This window comes from Comamonas denitrificans, assembly GCF_017368815.1.
Taxonomy (GTDB): domain Bacteria; phylum Pseudomonadota; class Gammaproteobacteria; order Burkholderiales; family Burkholderiaceae_C; genus Comamonas; species Comamonas denitrificans.
Genome location: NZ_JAFNME010000009.1, coordinates 87,238 through 103,235 on the forward strand (window position 1 = coordinate 87,238; position 15,998 = coordinate 103,235).

The window sequence follows — 15,998 nt, forward strand, 5'->3', positions numbered from 1 at the left end:
TTCAGGCCACCACGGCTTTGGTAAAGGCGCGGAAGTCCGTCACTGCGCCGCCGTAAATGTGCCGAATTTTGTAGGTCAGCTTGTCGGCGGCGAACATGCTGCCCAGCGTGGGCGAGTCCTGCACGAAAAGCTCCGGCTCTTCCTTGCCGTCCAGGAAGCCCATTTCAATTCCAGGGATGTCCAGCGGGTCAGCCGCCGTGCACCAGTCATTGGCATCCGTCCAGTACCAGACCGGGATGATGTTCATCGTCAGCGTCTGGATGAAGGTTTTTTCGTTGTTCGTGGCCAACTTGAACAAGTCCACCGCCGCCTCTTGCAGCTCCACCGGCACGATCAGGCGGGTGGGGGTGATGCCGATGCGATCGTTGCTGTCCATCTCCGTCTGCTTGAGCATGGCCAGGCGGTGCGCGGCCAAGGCGGTTTTGTCAAGTGCGGCGGTGAACAGGTTGCCGTGGTCGGCGTGGAACAGCGCCTTGCCGTCATAAATGGCCTGGTTGTTACGCAAAAAATCAAAAACAAACTTGGCCAGAGTGCGCTTGGCCGCCCGCGAGAGCTTGCCCGGGATGCGCCGAATTACGCCCACGTCGTCGTTCTTGATCATCTCCAGCGTCACGTCTTCAGTGCCGCCGCGCTTGGTGGCGCGGTAGGTGGCTTCTTCATCGGTCGGGCTGCCCAGGGGCTGATAATCAGCGCCCTCAGCCACGGCAGGCAGGTCACCATAGCCGCCCCAGCGGGTGCGGTGCTGCACGCGAAAGTCATTGAGCGGCACCACACTCACCAACTGCCGCCAGCCGTCAAAGTCCACAGCGGCGCGGTAGTCGGCCAGCATGCGGCGGGTGATGCTGTCGCCCAGCACCTCGGCAAAAGAGCTGCTGCCCAGCGACTCGACCATGCGCGACTGGTCGCACTCGCGCAAGCGGCCTGTGACCTGGCGGTCGCCGGTCATCTCTACGTAGCATTCCTTGATGGACTGCACGCGGCCATGGTCTTTGTGACCAGGGTCCCAAAAAGCATCCAGCATGTCGCGCATGGTCAGGCTGCGGTCGCCCACCTGGATGGAGCCTTGGCCAAACATGGGGACACGCACCGCACCGCTTTCGGTCAGGCGGGCCACGTAGCCGCCTTCGTCTTTGATGAGCTGGGCCACTGCCGCCTCGGTCAAGCGGTCAGCGCCCGCCGTGGCCACCTGGGCCAGTAGGCGTTCTTTGCTGGCCTGAGGCAGTTGGGCCGCGCCAATGCGCTCGCGGGCTACGCCGCGCAGCTCGAACACGGCCAGGTCAGCGCGGGTCAAGGGAGTGCTGTCACCCTGGGCTTCGGTCACGCGCTGGGTATTGCTAACACTGCTATCAGCGGCGGGCACCAGCGGGCCGCAAACGGCTTCGTGCAAATTGACCACCTCATCGTCGGTGATCGTTTCAAAATTGACAGCGGCATATTTGGCCGGGTCTTTGGCCTTGACGGCCTCCAACATGCGTTGTTTCCACAGGGGCATGGCTTGGCTTCCTTGTTCAGATTCAGGAGTAGGAGTAGGGAAATCGGGGTCGGCGGCTTCGGTCAGGCGGTCCAGGCCGCCGCCTGCGCCTGGCTCCACGATCAGATCGACGGAATGCACCTTCACGAAGCGCACCGCCTCGCGCAGCTTTTCTGCACCGGCTTTGCGGATGCGGGTGCGGGCATCAGCGTCAATCGACAGGCCCAGCAAGCCCTGCATGCCGCGCTTGACGGCCTCGACCATCTTGGTGACAGCGGCATCGCTGGGGTCAATGGCTTTAAAAGTGCCCACCAGTGCGCCGCTATCGGGCACGGTGCCCTCGATAAAGCGCACGCTGTAGATGCCGCCGATCAGGTTGCGCACGTCCTTACCCTTGCCTGCGATGTGCTCGGCATCGCTTTTGGCAAACACGCGCACACCTTCAAACATGGGCGCGGCTTCGCGCAGCGCGGCATCGGGGTAATAGTTGCGGTTGCCGCTGCGGCCTGCGCGGATCAGCGTCACTTCGATGCTGCCGTCTGCGGCTTCGCGGAATGCGGTCTCCTGGTCATCCGCGTTTGCTTCGCGCACGGATACAGGGGCCGCGCCCACTGGGGCGTAATCCGCCACGACTTCCTGCGCGTCGCCCAAGGACACGGCGTTATCAGCCGTCAAGGTGTAGGGGTAGCTGTACAGCCGCCCTTTGTATTGAACGACTACGCGGTCGGGCCAGATGCCGCGCACGTCAGCATAAAAGTCACCGCCGTTGGCGGACAGGCGCAGCTTGTCGCGGATGGCCTGACGCACCAAATCCAGCAGCTGGCCGTACTCGGTGGTCACGGCCTCGGTCATGCGGGCAAAGCCGCCGCCTGGGGGAATGCGTTTTACCGGCATGGCTTACTCGCCCTTGTCTGCCGCCGCGTCCAGGCTGGAGAGTTTTTGCCCGGCCTTGGTCACCACCACGACATGCGTGCCGTAGTCCTTGAAGTCCAGCACCGCCCTGGCGGGGCATTTCACGCGCTTGGCCGCATCGGCAGCGGTCAGGGGTTCATCGGTGATTTTGGCATCGGTCATCTGCTGTCACTCCATCGGGATTGGGATGGAGCGACTTTCGCCGAGGAGTCAAAAAAAACTGAGGCTGCCAGGGGTCGGCCCGAGAGGGTGGCGCGGAGGTTTTTAGCGCACCTCGGCGCGGCGAGGCTTGCGCCTGCGCGGGTCTATGTTTAAACCCCGTTTAAATCTTCGCGTGTGCGCTTGTATTTGCAAAGGCAGGGGGTAGGCGCTGGCTAGGCGATTCGTGCGCCGTAGCGGGCTTTTTTGCAATACGGGCTGCGGCCATAGTTTAGCTGGTTGCCGCCGGGGGGCGGTTTGCGCCCTCTTGCCGCCGCCCGGCCCGCTTGGCAGCTTGGTCCAGCGCGGCTTTGCGCCCGTCTAATTTCAGCTCCAGCTCGGTAAATGGCTTGGCTCCAGGGGTGGAGACTTTCCAGTGTTTCATCCATGGCAGGCTGATGCAGCCGCAGCGGATGATCTGCTCTGGCGGCGCTTTGGGGTCATGTGGGCACTGCATCAAAGTGATGCCACCACCGGGGTTGGGCACTTTGAAGGACTTGTCGGCATCCACCACCTGCCCGTCCATGATGTCGTGGTACCAGCGGCTGTGGATTTTGCCGCTGCGCCGCCATTGCTTGCCGAGGCCGGGCACGATCTCGGCGGCCTGGTGCAGCCGGTCGCTGCCTGCGACAGCAAAGGCACGGGCCACTTCGGTCTGCACGATCATCGTCGCGCGGGCGGGGGATTCTGTCGCCAGCAGCTTTTGCACGGCCTGGATGGCCTGGTACGGTGTCTGCGCACCGATGGTCACCAGCCCGAGCTGGCGGCCTATCTTGCCTGCGGCTTCCTGGCCCACGTCTTTGAGGCGCAGCATGCCAAAGGCTTTCATCTGCTGGAGCTGGCGCACATCTATTTGCGCCAGGCGCAGCTCCACGGCGTGGCCGATGGTGGCCAGGGGCTTGTCCACGGTGGCCACGCCCAGCTCCCAGGCATCTTGCATACGGCCCTCGAATAGCGCCCCGGCCTTGCCGGTGGCCCCTGCCAGCACGTCTTCAATCTGCCTCAGCAACCGTGCCAAGTGCCACTGCTGCCAGTCGGGCGGCAGGCCCGCCAGGGTGGCCAAAATCTCGGTGCGGACGGTTTTAAGGATTTCCAGCATGCCGGTTTGCCCGGCCAGCAGCAGCCGCCCGCGCTCGCGCAGGTGGCGGGCGATTTCTGCCTCGAAGGCTGCGTCCGGCTTGTCTGCCTGGGGCAGCGGATCAGTCTTGCGGCCCATCGCTCAAGCCATCTTGGCTGCGGTAGATATCGCGGGCATCGCGCTCGGCCTGGCGCTGCGCGGCCTCTTCACGCGCGTCGGCCAGCTCGGCCTTGGCATCAAAGTCTTGGCCGAAGCGCTGGGCCACGTCGGCCACGATTTTGAGGGCAGTCTCCTCGGTCAAAAGGCCGGCCTCGATCATCTGGATCACTGCCGAGACTACCGACTGCATGGCAGAGGCAAATTTGGTCACATCGCGGTTGAGCAGTTCCGGGAATACCGCCGTGACCTGCCACTCATCCGCGGCCCAATCAGGGGTAACGCCCTGAGTGCGAGCATGGCAGAGCAGCACGTAGCGCCCAATCTCTTCGAGCATCCGCTTTAAAAACGCCTGGCGCATCGAATACATCTTGAACGTGGGCTCGCCCATTTCGCTGGCGGCCGCACGGTTGACATCGCCGCCGCCGCCAAACCAATGCTCTGGCACGGTGGCACCGCCCAACACGTGGTTGCGCAGCAGCCGGGCGCTGGCACTGGTGTCTGCGGCTTGCAGGCTGGGGGATTTGGGCTCCAGCTTGACCTGGTCGTTATGCACAAAGCTGCTGTTGGGTTCTGGCGGCACAAACTCGCGCTCAAACTTTTTGACCGTGGCATCGTCCGCCCCGGTCAGGGTCACGTCCCAGACAAAACGGCGTAGGTAGTCGATGCGGTCGAGTTCGGCAAACAAAAAGCCGTCGTAGGCATCCAGCCAGTCCATTTGCCCCAGCAGGTCAGAGCGGCCCCGGGTGCCATTGGGGAATTTATTGACCTGGTACAGCAGGCAGTCACCATCCGTAAAGTCCTTGGCGCGGATTTCTGCGGTACGGGCGCTGAACAATTCAGCATCTTCGCCCAGCACGATCACCCGGTATTTGTAGTGCCGCCCTTTGCTGTCACGCTTGGTAATCACGCCGATGGGCTGCTCGGGGTTATCGGGGTCGTTCACAACCTGGGCAATTTGCCGAGGGTCAAGGTAGCCCAGACGTACAAAGCCGTCGCCCTCGCGCACGTGGGCGACAAAACACTGCTCGCCCAGCAGGCCCAAGGCACGCACGCGGCCCTCCAGCTTTAAAGGCCAGTTGTTGATGGGGTCGGCCCAGAAGGAGTTCAGCAGCTTTTGTTGCCCGTCGTCCACGCATTGCAGCGTCACCCCCTCGGCCAGCAGGTAGGCCAGGGGCAGCTCCACAAGCCGGTTGGCCAGCAAGTTGGTCTGCCACAGGTATTCGGCCAGTTTTTGCATGCGCTCCTGCGCCATCGGCTCCAGGTCGCGGTCATTCATGCCGCCCAGGCCGTCGCCGGTCAAGCGCCGCCAGCCCTCATCGCTGCTGTGGCCCTGGGCGCTGGCCGCTTCGCGCAGGGGCTGGGCCGGGGCAAGGCCCAGGGCGGTTTTGGCGCGGTCGATCCAGCTCACAGCTTGCCCTCCACTTGCAGCTCGGCCACCACCAGGGCCAGGGCTACCTGGCCGTGGTCATTGTGCTGCGCCAGCACTTCGCGCAACTTGGCAGCGGCCAGGTACACGCCCTGGCGCTGAAATTCGGGCAGGTCGCGGATAGCGCCCTGGACGACATACAGTCGGGCTTGGCTTTCATTCATGGGTTTCTCCTGAACATGCGTTTGACTTGGCGGGCATAGCGCTCGCGGGCGGACTGGTTGTGGTTGGGGGTGGTGTTACCGCCCTGGGCCGCTGCGGCGATACCGCCGGTGACGCACAGCATGTAGAGCATCTGCACCATGTCGGGGCCATCGTCGTGGTCGGCTTTTGGAAAGTGGCGGAACTGGTCGATCAGCGTGGTCTGACTGGAATGCAGGCGCAGCAGCCCGTTGTGCATGTGCGGCTGCAGGCTTTCGATGCGCAGCAGTTTGTCGCTGGTGGGTATCAGGGCGCGGGCGGGTACGGGAACGCCCAGCTTGGCGCTGCGCTTGACCAGCTCAGTGCGCAAAAACTCCTGAAACTGGACGCTCTCAAAGCCCCAGACGATGCAGCAATACTCTCGCTGCATCTCAATCACGTCGCTGATGATGCGGTCGGGCACGCGCTTCTTTATCACCGCCTCGACCACGTCCATCACGCCAGTCTCGCGGTTGTAGCCGCCTACGCCGATGGCGCTGGGGTCGCGGCTGTTGCCCGCTTTGCCCAGGCTGGGGTCGCAGGCACCGTAGAAAATCCACTCGTCCAGGCGATTGACCCAGAAGCGGATGGAGTGGGCAAAGGGCGCATCATCCCCGGCCACGGGGTCGTTTTGCTGCTCGCTGTCAAACGCCGCATGCCCTTCGCGGGCGCGGCGGAGCATGAGTTTGACTAGTGGGCGCAGCGCGGGCCAGGACACTTTTGCGCCTGCATCCATGGCGGCCTGGTTGTCCTGGTAGAGCCGCATGGCCGCCGCCTCGCCCTGCTGCGGGGTCTCTCCCGCCAGCAGCAGCCCCTCGAATTGCTCCCACAAGTCCATGCGGTCGGGCCACTGGATGATGGCTTTAAACACCTTGCGGTTCCACAGCGGATTTTTTAAAAACCGCGCCAGCACGCTGTCGTAGTGCAGCACGGTGCCGACCAAGATGGCATCCATGCTGTCATCGGGCGGCCCCAGGGACAGCACGGATTTTGTGACGAAGGCTTGCAGCTTGTCGCGCTGCGCGGGGGTATTGACGTTTTCGTCGTTTTCGATGTCGTCGCAAATCGCCAGGTCGGGCCGGTGCGCCCCGTGCCGGCGGCCCCGGATTTTCTTGCTGCTGCCGAAGGCTTCGACCTTGCGGCCATTGGCCGTGACGATTACCCCGGCCCGCCAGATTTTGCCCTGGCCAGCAGCCTCGGGGAAGTCGCTCATGATGCGCGGGTTGGCTTCCAGCTCGGCTTTGATGGCCTCTAACATCTCTGCGGCCTGCTCAAAGGCATCCATGACGATGATGGCGTACCACTTGGCCCCGGTGACCAGGCACCAGGTCACAAAGCTCATGCTGATCTTGGTGGACTTGGCCTCGCCACGCGGCGCGGCAATGGCATCGCGCTGGCCTTCCGGGGTGTTGATGATCTCCGGCAGGCGCTTGTAAAGGTACTTGTGCAGCTCGGACGGTTCGGCCTTGCCGTAGTGGGGAAAATAGTGCCTGTCCCAATACTCAAAACCGGTCACCGGGTCGCACACCTTGCGGCGGCGCTCGCCAATCGCGGCGGGGGTGACATCCCAGCCGTCCATGTTCGCGTCAATCTGGCGGCGCAGATCGTCGGCCAGGGAGGTCAGACCCGCCAGAAATTCTTTACTGCTTTTTGCCATGTCAGGCTACAGCCACAAAGAGCAAGAACGCTTTGAAATAGTGGCCCTCAAAAAGAAGCCACAGCGCGACAAGAAAGATGACACAGGTATCCACCATCACCGCACCTTTGCCAGCTCTTGGCCAAACGGCTCCAGCATCTCCACCAGCACACTCAGGTGCTGTGGATACCGCTGCTGTGCAAATGATGCAAAGCGCTGCAGCACGTCCAGCTGCACGGCTTGCTTGTCCAACTCCGGGTTCAGGCGCTTGAAGCTGGCCATCGTCTTGTTGAAGCTGTCGCTCATGCTGGCCAGCGTTTCGGCCCGCTGGCGCGGCCCCATGTCCTTGGCATCACGCAGCAAGTCCATCGTGGCCTGGTGCTGCACCAGGTAGTCTTCGAGCAGCTTGGCCGACAGGCTTTTAAAGGTGTCGTCACCCAGCGCAACGGCAGAGCGCACCATGTCCCAGTCGTCGCCCTGCGCGGCGGCCTCTTGCTTCCAGCGGTTGGCTGTGCTGCGGGCCACGCCCAGCTTGGCACAGGCCGCCTCCATGGGCAGGCGCTGGAACACATACAGGCCGCGCAGCTGGGTGCGTTTTTCAGCGGGGTGCGCCATCAGTTGCCCAGCCCGCCGCCGCGCATGAATTGTTTGATGCCTTCGACCACAAGGGCCGTGCCAACGGCCACCGCGCCGCCGGATACGGCACCGGCCACTGCGGCTTTTTTCTCTACCTCGCGCAGGCGCTCGTCAATGCCGTTCAGGCGGGCATCCACCCGCGCATCCAGGTCTGCGATGCGCTTGTCCTGCTGGTTGAGATGGGCCGATATACCGTCCAGCTTGCCGTCGATCTTGCCCAGCAGCATCAACTCGTCTTTGTCCATTGCCATGTCTTTTGCTTCTTTCTTTTGTGCATCAGGGGTGCATCAACTGAGCGCGGCAGGAGGCATAGGCCGCGTTCAGCGTTTCAACTTCGGCAATTACTGCTCCAAGGCGTCGCGTATTGCTTTCTGGTAGTAGCCCGTAGGCCGGGGCAGCGTCTGCTGCACCAGCGTCGGCAACGGCGGGCGCGTGACCTGCGGTGCCACCACGACCCGGCCCACAGGCGGCAGGCTGGGGGACGAGGCGCACCCGCACAGGGCGCTGCTCAAGATCGCCACGCAGGCGATCAATTTCTTGTTGTGCTGCGGCATCGGCCACCTCTTGCAGTTGATAAGCGGCATCCAGCGCGGTCTGGGCGGTGTCGCGCTGGGCGGTAAGGGTGGCCAGGATCTGTGCAGCATCGGCGTTCTGGCGCTCTATCTCGCCGCTCAGACGCTCTAGCTGCACATCCATGGCCATAACTTGATTACGGTAGTGGTCGGTGGCCCAGGCCAGGGTCAGGCACAAAAGCAGCAGGGCGACCACGAGCCAGCGCTCGACTGCAAGCAGAAATCCATTTAGGCGCGGACTCATGGCTGAGCCCCTTTCCAGGATTCGGTGGCAAAGTCGTACTCGGCTCGCAGTAGCGCCACACCGGCCAGACAGCCGGAGCGCTCTTTCAAGCGGCGGTTGTAAAGCCCCTGGACAAAGCGGTACTCCCAAGCCCCCTGGGTGTTTTTGCGCCCCGTTTTGACATAGCTCCAGACCGGCGTTTTGCCGTCCGGCCCGTGGGCCAGTGCATCGCAGGCGGCCTCGTATTTGCGGGCATTGAGCAGGCCCATGGCGCGGCTGGCGCAGGTGGACGGCTCCCCATGGTTGTGGCCGTGGCTGCTGAAGGCATCCAGCACCGGCTGCGTAACGGGCACCTTGATGCAGCCCAGCACCTGCGCCTGGCCGGTGGCCAGCACCTGGCTGCCCACGGCCTGGCACTGCGCATCCGACCAGTAATCACCCAGCACCACCGGCACCGGGCTGGCGTGTTTTGTCAGCCCCAGGCAGGCGGTGGGCAGGCCGCCCGCAAGCTGGTCTGCATACACCACGTTCTTGAACCCCGGCGTGCCATCACGCCGGGCTGGGCCGTCTTCGTAGCCGGAGATGTAGGCCACATACCCTGCACCGCCCAGCACCAGGGGGATGCCGAAGCGCAGGACGGTTTTGCCAATGGATGCTGTATTTGCCATGCCCCGCACTGTCGCGGGTGGGGTAGAAAAAAATAAGGCCGACAAAGGTCGGCCTGGGTGGTGGGGAGCGCTTTTTTAAGGTATCACAAAATCGGGCGATCTACCCTTGATCAACATAACCGCTGCCATCTGGGCGCTTAATCCAGCCTGATAGGGCAAGCTGACCTTTAGGGTCACAAGTGCAGTTTTCAGGGATGACGGCACGCGCTGACGAACTGGTGCTGATGATGGTTTGGTTCAGCGGCTCGCACGCGGGGCACAACCTGGCTCCAGATAGCTGCACCGAGCGGACACCCCGTTTGGCAAGTTTAGCCAAGTCCATCTCAATCAATAGCAAGTACCAGCGCTCTCTTTCTTCGGGATTCCGTGTGCATTTCATCATCTCCAAAACGGCATTCCGGTCACCAGAGAGCGCGGGCTGCGTGAACTGCGCCTGTCTTGCAGCTTGTTGATTGGCATAGTGGCCCGACCACGTCTGTTCCGCCGCATCTGCTTGCGTCTGGGTCATCAGCCGCCGTTCACGGTTGTCTGGTGTGTTTTTTACAAAGACAAACTCGCCACACGCTTTGCACTTGGTTTTGCGCTGGGGTATTTTTGCCAGCGGGGCTTTGCACGATGGGCATTGAGGCGTTCTCCCCATGAGGCTTCTCTTATCGCTCCTTTGCCGCCAATTGCACAGCAGCATCACTGAGATCGGCCAGCATCAGCGACCCTTCTTTTGCCACCCTGGCGAACACAAAAATAGCAATTGCAAAAAACACTCCGCCCGCAAATCCCGCAATGCGGGTCATGCCTTCGCCTTTAGTCAGCGCAAGCAGCCCCATAACCAAGGCTAGCCCAGCCATGACCAACATCACCAGATAAATCACATGCACCAGCCCCCGAAACGTGGGGTACAGCGATGCAGCACGCATTTGCTCGGCAAATTCTTTGATGCCGCGCGGCGATGCCGCCGTAGGTCGTACCGCTTTGGCCGCCTGCTGTGCCATCGCCTGCGCCACGCGACTATAAATTGCGCTGCAGTTTGGGCATGCCTCCATCACATCTCCGGTAGATGTTGGGTTGATATGGCCGCATTTTTGGCAAGTCTTTTGCATATTTTCCTCTTATTTAAATACCGCTGATGTGATCGTCGTTGGCCGCCTCATGCGGCCTTGCCACGCTTGCCCCCTGCACTTGCAGGCGCGAAAGCGCCAAGCGCCGTCTTTACCCCGGCCTGTACTTGCTCTGGGGCCGCATGGAAGTTGTCTAACAAGATACGGTCACCTTTTGAAATTGGTTGCACTGAAGTGGGCGTAGTGGTGGTGCTGCCTACGCGCTGACCCGTCAGGATGTACAGCACATCAGCCCCTGCAGCGGCAATGGCTGCAAGGTAGTTTGAATCTGGAGAACGTTCGTTCTTCTCGTAGTTGATCTGCGATTTTTTCGTTACCCCAGCAATTGTTCCAAACGCTTCTTGCGATAGCTGAAGTGCCTCTCGCTCTTCGCGTAAACGCGCACCTATAGAAACCATTTGTTCACCTTAGTTATCTCTTGAATGGAGAACAATCGTTCTCTATAATCATGCCTAAGACAACGCCGCACATTTGCGCGGCGTGAATTTACCTAACAACTTAGGCAAAGGATAACAAAGCAATGCACCCTGAACAGATCAAGGCCGCAATGCGTATGGCGGGCACCACACCAGCCATGCTGTGTGATGAATTGGGGGTGGCTGCATCTTCTGTTTCGCAAGCGATCAGTGGGCATATCAAGAGCCAACGCATACAAGGCCGTATTGCTCAAATCATCGGCAAGCCCATATCAGAAATTTGGCCCAACCAAATCACGCTGCGCCGCAGCCGGGCACAGATCGAAGCCCAACGTGCAAGGGCCGCCGTATGACCTGGCACACCGCCCGCGAGCTGGCAGGCCTGCCGGGGATGCCCGGCAGCGAACGCCGCACCCGTGAAAAGTTGGCGCAGCTTGCAGCCCCCAGCCGTCCTCGGGTAGGTCGCGTCGGCGGTGGCCGCGAATACGACAGCACCGGCCTGCCTGCCGAAACCCGCGCAGCGCTGGCAACCCGCAAGATCACCGATGCAGGCAGCACGGCCCTGGCCGTGGTGGATACACCCCCTGTGCGGTCTTTTGTCCCTGCGCCCCAGGAGCAGGCCGTAGTGCCTGCCCTGGCCACCAACCGCCAGCCCAGCATGGCCGACAAGGCTGTGGCCGATGCCCGCGTGCGGCTAGTCACACTGGTGCAGGGGCTGGTGCCGCTGCATGGCAGCAAACGCGCCTGCGCCCTGCTGGCCGCGCAATTGGTGACCGGCGAGGCGGGCACAGAGCTGCAAACTATTGCCCGCACGGCCAACCAACGGGCACGTGGCGACATGGTGAGCGCCCGCACGCTGGAGCGCTGGGTTTCCGAACACAACAAAAGCGGCTGGTGGGGCTTGCTGCCCGCCGAGGCTGGCCCGCGCCTGCTTACGGTGGCCGACGATGTGGCAGCAGTGCTGGGCCTGTACCACAGCCGCGATGCCCGCTTTCGCAAACTGACCGGCGCGGCGCAGGAAGTCACGCGCATGCTGGGCCGGGACTTTGACACCTGGCGCACGCTGTATGACCGCGCCCGCCGCGCCCTGGACAAGCTGGGCAAGGATGCGCGGGCCAATACGGCCCTGCTCAAGGCCCGCCACAGCGGAGCGCAGCGCGATGCCAAGTTGCCCTTTAAACGCCGCAGCACCGAGGGGTTTGACCCGCTGGATGTGTGGGTGATTGATGGCCACACCTTCAAGGCCAAGGTGCGCCACCCTGATCACGGTGCGCCTTTTGCGCCGGAATTGACGGTGGTGCTGGATGCGACCACGCGCATGATCGTCGGCTGGTCGGTGGGGCTGTCAGAAAACGTGCGTGTGGTGGGCGATGCCCTGCGCCACGCTATTGGTCAACACGGCATTTGCGCCATTCTGTACGGCGACAACGGCGCGGGCGAGACGGCCAAGGCCATGGATTGCCCGATTGACGGTTTTTGCGCCCGCCTGGGGATTGAGCACCGCACGGGCATCCCCGGCAAACCCCAAGGTCACGGAGTGATTGAGCGCAGCTGGCAAACCCACGCCATCAACGCCGCCCGGCAGTTTTCCAGCTACCAGGGCAAGGATGCAGATGCGGGCACTTTTCGCAAAGTGGCCGCTGAACTGGCCAAAGAGCAGCGGGCGGTGAAGCGGGCCGAGCAGGCCGGGCAGGTGATTGCTCTGTCACCGAAAGCACCCAGCTGGCAGCAATTTATTGATGCCATCGAAACGATGGTGGAGCAATACAACACCCAGCACCGCCACCGCAGCCTGCCCAAGCGCAGCGATGGCAAGCACATGACACCTGCCGAGTATTGGGCCGAGATTTTCGACCCCGCCATGCAGATCAAGCCCTCGCAGCAGGAGCTGCGGATGCTGTTTATGCCCAGCGTTATACGCACGGCGCAGCGCGGGGAGGTGACTTTTTTCAACCAGCACTACCAGGCACCGGAGCTGATGCGCCGGGATGTGGACGGGCGCGAGGTGTCGGTGCGCTATGACATTCACGACCCCAGCTTTGTGCTGATCTACACGCTGGGTGGGGAATACGTGTGCGAGGCGCAGTGGAACGCCAACCGCATCGACTTTTTTCCAAAACCGGTCATCCAGATGGCCCGCGAAAAGCGGGTGGCCGCTGCCATCAAGCGCCGCGAGCAGCAGATCGACACCGCTCTGCGCGAGCTGGGGCCCACCGTGGATATGGACGTGCCCACGGCCTTGCCAGCACCAGCCGCGCCGCTGGTGGTGCTGCCCGCCATCACGCCCAAAGCCACACCTGTATCGGCCCAGGGGGCGACAGCGCCCGCTGCTGCAGTGCGCCCCATGTTTGACATGCCCAGCGATCGCTACGAGTGGCTGATGCGCCACCGCGATGGCTGGACGGATGCCGACCACGCCTGGATTGACCGCTACGTGCAAAGCGATAGCTATGCCGACTTGCGGGATTTTTACGAGAGCAGGGGGATGGGGTGGGATGCCGGGGGCGATGCGCTGCCGGTTTTTAAGAGTGCCCTGTGATGGCGGCCACCACCACAGAGCGAGTTTTTACGAATGAAAAACGAAAGGGAAATGTAAAGTGAAAAAGGGATTTGTGCAAACTGAAAACTTTCGTCTGCTCAAAGAAGCAGAGAAGATCGTCGCCCGCCGGGGTGCCCGCGAAGCGAGCCTGGTCATCATCCAGGGCAAGTACGGTGTCGGCAAATCGGAGCTGACCGAACGCTGGGCCAGTGAAAACGGCCACGTCTTTATCCGCGCTAAAAAGGTGTGGACGAACAGGGCCATGCTTGAAGACATCGCCGCTGCACTGGGCCTGTCGGTGCGCGGCATGGCCAAGGATGTGGAAAACCGTATCACGGCGCACCTGGCCGTCAGCATGCAGGCGCTGATCATCGACGAGGCCGACTATTTGGCGGATATGTCCTCGGCCAGCAAGCTGGAAACTATTCGGGACATCTCGGACGTGACAGGCACGATGGTCTTTTTGGTCGGCATGGAAAACTTCCCGGCCATCGTCCAGCGCTACGACCACATTGCCAGCCGGGTGGCCCGCATCGTGCAACTGCACCCACTGAGTCTTGCCGATGTGCAGGCCACGTGTAAAGCCAAGTCGGATGTGCAGCTGACCTCGGCCCTGGTCGAGCAAATTCACCGTGACTGCATGGGCCGCATGCGCCTGCTGCTCAACGCCATTGCCAATATTGAGGTGTGGGCCGAGGCCAATGACTGGGCTCAAGTGGACGTGACCCACGTCAAAGGCAAGGCGCTGTGCACCGATTTCACAGGGCACTTGGTCAAGCGCGGAGGCAAGACATGAGCGCACCAAAACCGTGGTTTCTTCTTCCAGGCCTTGCCGCTTTGGCTCGCAACATCAAGCAGCGCGGGCGCACTTTCACCGCGCAGGATTTGAGCCGCTGGGCAGACACCGAGCAGATTGATTACAGCTTAAACGTGGCCAAAATGGCCCTGGATACGATGGCAGCCTGGCGGTATGTCCAGCTGCAAAATGCCAAGCTCCAGCGCAAGCGTATCGGGGCCATCAATGTCTGGGTGCTGACCGAGAGCGGGTGGGCTGCGGCCAAGGCCGCGCTGCGAGCTATGCCCGGAGGCCCCCCACAAGGCACCTATGCGCTGGAGCTGGACGTGCGCCTATGGAATCTGCTGCGCATCCGCCGCAAGCTGACCGCTGATGAGGCAGCCCAAACCCTGGTCGATGCCAGTGCCGCCGATTACCCCACCCTTAAAAAACGCATCGCCGCCCTGCTGGCCGCCTGGGCCAAGTACGCACCCAAAGCCGTAGGCCGTGGGGTCAGACGAGAGCCGGGTGGCCACGTGCGCTTTGTGCTGTACCCAGACAACAAACTGGGCCGCTGGCCACCACCCACCAAGGCTGGGGAGATGCACCCAAGCGCGTTTTCCAACACTGCCCCCGTTCCGTCGAATTTTTTAAAGACTCCAAGCAGTGAGGAGCATGTATGAGCCAGCCCGCTTACATGTCCACCCAATGGTTTGCGCTGCTAGTGGCCCAGGTATCACCCCCCGGCGTAGTCCATGCCCGCATTGCCCGGCAGCTAGGCATCAGCGCCGGGGCACTGAGCCAGGTACTGAACGCCACCGGCCTGTACGGCACCGGCCAGGCCAACACCAGCCGAATCGCCAGCCGTGTCATCCACACCTATGGCCGCTATCCCTGCCCGTACCTGACTGACGAGGCAGGAGGGCAAGAGCAGGTGATCACTGCCGAGCAGTGCCGCACCTACGCCCACCGCCCCGCCCCCGGCAGCCCGCGCGAGATGAAGCACTGGCAAGCCTGCAACGCCTGCCTACACAAAGCGGCCTGCGCCCCGCTATTAGCCGCAAAGGAGATATGACCATGCACACCACCTACCGCATCACCATCGCCCGCCCCGGCTACCTGGAGCGCGTGCGCATCAAGGAGTTTGCCGACATCTTTGCCGCCACCACCTGGGCGCAGCAGCGCTATGCCCACGCCCCCAGCGTGCGCCTGTGTGTTGAGCAGGTGCGCCTTGCCGATCTGACCGAGTTGCAGCAGGCTGCACTGGGGTTTGAGCGTGCGCAGGGGGCAGTCCAATGAACGCCCCCACCCGTAAACACCGCCGCCACCCGCTGGCCGCCCTGGTGCTGTGGCTGGGCAGCAGCTTGGCCGCCTGTTTGCTGGCCCTGGCCTTTGCGGTCACGGCTGCGCCCGCAGAGGCCCAGCTTGACAGCGCCTACGACGCTGGCGTAGCCCTGGGCTACACGCTGTGCAGCGCGGCACAGGAGGGCACGCAATGAGCGATTTGCACTGCCCCAACTGCGGCACGGAGCTGGACCTGGCCACCGCCTTTTGCGCCGAGACTGACCGCAAGGCGCTGGAACGCCTGGTGGCCACCAGCGTGCCCCTGGGGGCGCGGGTGCTGCAATACATTGGCCTGCACCAACCGGCCAAGCAGCGCCTGACGGCCGCCAAAAAAATCAAACTGCTGCTGCAACTGCTGCCCGACCTGGAGCGCCGGGCCATCACCCACCGGGGCCGTGACTGGCAAGCGCCGCTACCCGCGTGGGCCGCCGCCATTGACCAGATGCTACTTTCGCGTGATGCAGGCAAGTTGGAGCTGCCCTTGAAGGGCCACGGCTACCTGTATGCCGTGATTGCCAGCAGCGCCGACCGCATTGAAGCCCAGGCCGAGCACCAGCGCGAGGCCGAGCGTGCCGCCGCAGCCCGTGCCCGCTCCCACAGCAGCGGCCAGCCCACCGATGCCGGGCAACTGCTGCAAGCCCCAGCCCCCG

Annotated in this window: 21 protein-coding genes; 8 read left to right on the forward strand and 13 right to left on the reverse strand. The window is 62.6% G+C overall.

What is annotated here, in order from left to right; genetic code table 11:
• Window position 1 precedes the first annotated feature (1 nt).
• From J1777_RS05950 to J1777_RS06010, 13 genes are all read right to left on the reverse strand, one after another.
• Entirely contained in the window at window positions 2–2,365 is a 2,364-nt protein-coding gene (locus J1777_RS05950; RefSeq protein ID WP_207574900.1) for a phage major capsid protein, read from the reverse strand.
• Between the two features lie 3 nt (window positions 2,366–2,368).
• Window positions 2,369–2,545, reverse strand: coding sequence for a hypothetical protein (locus J1777_RS05955; RefSeq protein ID WP_207574901.1), 177 nt, complete (start codon window positions 2,543–2,545; stop codon window positions 2,369–2,371).
• A gap of 268 nt (window positions 2,546–2,813) precedes the next feature.
• The gene (locus J1777_RS05960; RefSeq protein ID WP_207574902.1) at window positions 2,814–3,797 is read right to left on the reverse strand and encodes a hypothetical protein; all 984 of its coding nucleotides are present in this window, start codon (window positions 3,795–3,797) and stop codon (window positions 2,814–2,816) included.
• Complete coding sequence (locus J1777_RS05965; protein ID WP_341352938.1) at window positions 3,781–5,226, reverse strand: hypothetical protein; 1,446 nt, start codon at window positions 5,224–5,226, stop codon at window positions 3,781–3,783. Before J1777_RS05965 ends, J1777_RS05960 begins: the two co-directional genes overlap by 17 nt.
• On the reverse strand, window positions 5,223–5,408 hold the full coding sequence (locus J1777_RS05970) for a hypothetical protein (RefSeq protein WP_207574903.1): 186 nt from the start codon (window positions 5,406–5,408) through the stop codon (window positions 5,223–5,225). Before J1777_RS05970 ends, J1777_RS05965 begins: the two co-directional genes overlap by 4 nt.
• Window positions 5,405–7,081, reverse strand: a complete 1,677-nt coding sequence (gene terL, locus J1777_RS05975) for a phage terminase large subunit (RefSeq protein ID WP_207574904.1) — start codon at window positions 7,079–7,081, stop codon at window positions 5,405–5,407. The genes J1777_RS05970 and terL overlap by 4 nt, the downstream gene beginning before the upstream one ends.
• Before the next feature lie 96 nt (window positions 7,082–7,177).
• Entirely contained in the window at window positions 7,178–7,675 is a 498-nt protein-coding gene (locus J1777_RS05980; RefSeq protein WP_207574905.1) for a DUF1804 family protein, read from the reverse strand.
• A complete protein-coding gene (locus J1777_RS05985) occupies window positions 7,675–7,947 on the reverse strand; it encodes a hypothetical protein (RefSeq protein ID WP_207574906.1) in 273 nt (90 codons plus the stop codon). The genes J1777_RS05980 and J1777_RS05985 overlap by 1 nt, the downstream gene beginning before the upstream one ends.
• A gap of 25 nt (window positions 7,948–7,972) precedes the next feature.
• Window positions 7,973–8,512, reverse strand: a complete 540-nt coding sequence (locus J1777_RS05990) for a hypothetical protein (protein ID WP_207574907.1) — start codon at window positions 8,510–8,512, stop codon at window positions 7,973–7,975.
• Entirely contained in the window at window positions 8,509–9,159 is a 651-nt protein-coding gene (locus J1777_RS05995) for a lysozyme (protein WP_207574908.1), read from the reverse strand. The genes J1777_RS05990 and J1777_RS05995 overlap by 4 nt, the downstream gene beginning before the upstream one ends.
• Window positions 9,160–9,259: 100 nt before the next feature.
• The gene (locus J1777_RS06000; protein ID WP_207574909.1) at window positions 9,260–9,667 is read right to left on the reverse strand and encodes a hypothetical protein; all 408 of its coding nucleotides are present in this window, start codon (window positions 9,665–9,667) and stop codon (window positions 9,260–9,262) included.
• Between the two features lie 142 nt (window positions 9,668–9,809).
• Entirely contained in the window at window positions 9,810–10,256 is a 447-nt protein-coding gene (locus J1777_RS06005) for a hypothetical protein (RefSeq protein WP_207574910.1), read from the reverse strand.
• A 47-nt stretch (window positions 10,257–10,303) separates the two neighbouring features.
• On the reverse strand, window positions 10,304–10,672 hold the full coding sequence (locus J1777_RS06010) for a helix-turn-helix domain-containing protein (RefSeq protein ID WP_207574911.1): 369 nt from the start codon (window positions 10,670–10,672) through the stop codon (window positions 10,304–10,306).
• Window positions 10,673–10,794: 122 nt separating this feature from the next.
• On the opposite strand from J1777_RS06010, the gene J1777_RS06015 reads away from it, so the two are divergent.
• From J1777_RS06015 to J1777_RS06050, 8 genes are all read left to right on the forward strand, one after another.
• Window positions 10,795–11,043: a helix-turn-helix domain-containing protein gene (locus J1777_RS06015; protein WP_207574912.1), complete on the forward strand. Its 249-nt coding sequence runs from the start codon at window positions 10,795–10,797 to the stop codon at window positions 11,041–11,043.
• Window positions 11,040–13,229, forward strand: a complete 2,190-nt coding sequence (locus tag J1777_RS06020; protein WP_207574913.1) for a Mu transposase C-terminal domain-containing protein — start codon at window positions 11,040–11,042, stop codon at window positions 13,227–13,229. Before J1777_RS06015 ends, J1777_RS06020 begins: the two co-directional genes overlap by 4 nt.
• Window positions 13,230–13,302: 73 nt before the next feature.
• A complete protein-coding gene (locus J1777_RS06025; protein ID WP_341352939.1) occupies window positions 13,303–14,025 on the forward strand; it encodes an AAA family ATPase in 723 nt (240 codons plus the stop codon).
• On the forward strand, window positions 14,022–14,687 hold the full coding sequence (locus tag J1777_RS06030) for a hypothetical protein (RefSeq protein WP_207574915.1): 666 nt from the start codon (window positions 14,022–14,024) through the stop codon (window positions 14,685–14,687). The genes J1777_RS06025 and J1777_RS06030 overlap by 4 nt, the downstream gene beginning before the upstream one ends.
• Complete coding sequence (locus tag J1777_RS06035) at window positions 14,684–15,079, forward strand: hypothetical protein (protein ID WP_207574916.1); 396 nt, start codon at window positions 14,684–14,686, stop codon at window positions 15,077–15,079. The genes J1777_RS06030 and J1777_RS06035 overlap by 4 nt, the downstream gene beginning before the upstream one ends.
• Window positions 15,080–15,081: 2 nt before the next feature.
• Window positions 15,082–15,303, forward strand: coding sequence for a hypothetical protein (locus tag J1777_RS06040; protein WP_207574917.1), 222 nt, complete (start codon window positions 15,082–15,084; stop codon window positions 15,301–15,303).
• A complete protein-coding gene (locus J1777_RS06045) occupies window positions 15,300–15,503 on the forward strand; it encodes a hypothetical protein (RefSeq protein WP_207574918.1) in 204 nt (67 codons plus the stop codon). Before J1777_RS06040 ends, J1777_RS06045 begins: the two co-directional genes overlap by 4 nt.
• Window positions 15,500–15,998: hypothetical protein (locus tag J1777_RS06050; protein ID WP_207574919.1), on the forward strand; the 499-nt coding region annotated here is incomplete at its 3' end. The genes J1777_RS06045 and J1777_RS06050, both read left to right, overlap by 4 nt.